We start from the raw sequence: 2163 nt of genomic DNA, 5'->3' as shown, positions 1-2163 counted from the left end.
GTGCGCCACGAGGCGCTGGTGCGCCGTGAGGCGCTGGGAATCGAAGGAGGTGTGAGACCTCCTCGCTGGGCTGTCGCAGCAGTCTGGTGGGAGCTGAGCGCAGTCCGATCCGGGAGACGCCGGGGAGGGCGGGAAGCAGCGCTGACAAAGCCGGGGCGGTTCGGCACTGCCAGACGGGCCGGGTCCGGCGAGCGAGATCAGACGGTATACGAACAGGAATCAGTGATAAAGCTCCGTAAGCGTGGCACCGGCTCAAATCTGGTGGATATGGGCCGGGATGCAGTGCACGGCTTTCCGTTGGAAGGCCGACTCCGAAGCCGGCTTAGCGTGCCGGTGGGGAGGTCATGGTGAAGGCCTGCGGCGTAACCATGGCGATGCTGCCGGGGCAAAGCTGGATGCCAAGCTGATCGATCGATTCGCAGTGAACACGGGAACCGTTCCGCATCGTTCCCGCCGCCTGGAACCCATCTGGGTCGGCGGGATAGGCCCGTCGTCGGTCGAAGGCGCGGAACGGGGCGGAGGCCCCGTAGTAGTTCGAGCACGCGAGAGGCGTGCACATGGCGAAGGGGGCCAGCAAGTCAGCAGTGGACGTCAGGGAATGTCAGGAGGTCGCCGGTGAATACCGACGAACTGGAGTACGCCATGTATGTGGCGGAACGCCGGGTACTGGGGATCCAAACCAAGCTGCACCGCTGGGCCGGTGATGATCCTCATCGCCGGTTCGATGATCTGTTCAATCTCGTCGCCGATCCCGCGTTCTTGCTGGTCGCGTGGGTTCGGGTGCGGGGTAACAAAGGAGCTCGTACGGCCGGGGTGGACGGCGAGACCGCCCACTATATTCAGGCCGTGCGCGGGGCGGAGGGGTTCCTCGCGGAGCTACGGGATGATCTCAAAGCCCGTACGTTCCGTCCCTTGCCGGTCCGGCAGCGAGCGATTCCCAAGGCGGGCGGTAAGGTCCGCTACCTGGGGATCGCGACGATCCGGGACCGGGTGGTCCAGGCCTCTTTGAAACTGGTGTTGGAGCCGATTTTCGAGGCGGATTTCCTCCCGTGCTCCTACGGGTTCCGTCCGAACCGCCGGGCTCACGATGTGGTGGCCGAGGTGCACCATTTCACTTCCCGTTCTTATGAGTGGATCGTGGAAGGGGACATCAAAGCCTGCTTCGACGAAATTTCGCATTCGGCGCTCATGGATCGGGTGCGCAAGCGCGTCGGAGACAAACGTGTCTTGGCCCTGGTGAAGGCGTTCCTTAAGGCGGGCATTCTCGCCGAGGACGGCACGCTGGCGGATACCAACGCCGGTTCCCCGCAAGGGTCGATTCTCTCCCCGTTGCTGAGCAACGTGGCCCTGTCGGTCCTGGACGAGTTCATCGCCCAGGGTCCGGGAGGACCGGGAGCCAGCCCGTATGAACGGGCCAAGCGACGCCGTCAAGGTCTGCCCAACTATCGGCTCTGCCGTTACGCGGACGACTGGTGCCTGGCTATTTCGGGCACCAAGGCGCACGCCGAAGCCCTGAAGGAGGAGATCACCGGGGTCCTCGCGACGATGGGGTTACGCCTGTCGCCGGAGAAGACCCTGATCACCCACATCGACGAAGGCCTCGACTTTCTCGGCTGGCGCATCCAGCGCCACCGCAAGCGAGGCACCGACAAGAGCTACGTCTATGTCTACCCGGCCAAGAAGGCGCTGGCCGCCATCATGGCCAAGATCAAGGCGTGGTGTCGGCAGAGCACGAACCTGCCGCTCAATGTCCTGCTCATCCATCTCAACCGGATGTTGCGGGGCTGGGCCGCGTACTTCAAGTACGGCTGCTCGAACGCGACCTTCAGCTATCTGCGGTCCTACCTGTGGAAACAGGTCGTCAGATGGCAGGAGCGCAAGCATCGGCGAACGCCGTGGAAGGAACTACGCCGACGCTATGGCAGATGGCCCACCGACGGTGGCGTGGAGCTTTTCGACCCGGCCAGAGTCAGCGCCAAGCGCTACTACTACCGGGGAACAAAGATAGCGACACCGTGGCCGAGCACAGCATGAGGTGAACACCAGGCCCGTCGGGGCTTGTGGAGAGCCCGGTGCGCTTAGCAGCGCACGCCGGGTTCGGGAGGCGGTTCGGGGAGACCCACCAGTGGCAACACCGGCAGGGCGCCCCGGACCGACCTCACT

Annotated in this window: 1 protein-coding gene; it reads left to right on the top strand. The window is 64.3% G+C overall.

Going from position 1 to position 2163, the window contains the following annotated elements; translation table 11 throughout:
* Positions 1-615: 615 nt before the first annotated feature.
* Positions 616-2034, top strand: a complete 1419-nt coding sequence (ltrA, locus tag AB0H88_RS52515; protein ID WP_357657745.1) for a group II intron reverse transcriptase/maturase — start codon at positions 616-618, stop codon at positions 2032-2034.
* Positions 2035-2163: the final 129 nt, after the last annotated feature.

Origin of the sequence: Nonomuraea sp. NPDC050680 (genome assembly GCF_040654555.1) — a bacterium.
In the GTDB taxonomy this organism is placed as follows: domain Bacteria; phylum Actinomycetota; class Actinomycetes; order Streptosporangiales; family Streptosporangiaceae; genus Nonomuraea.
The sequence above is the reverse complement of the archived record's forward strand: the minus strand, read 5'-3'. Positions and strand labels throughout refer to the sequence as shown.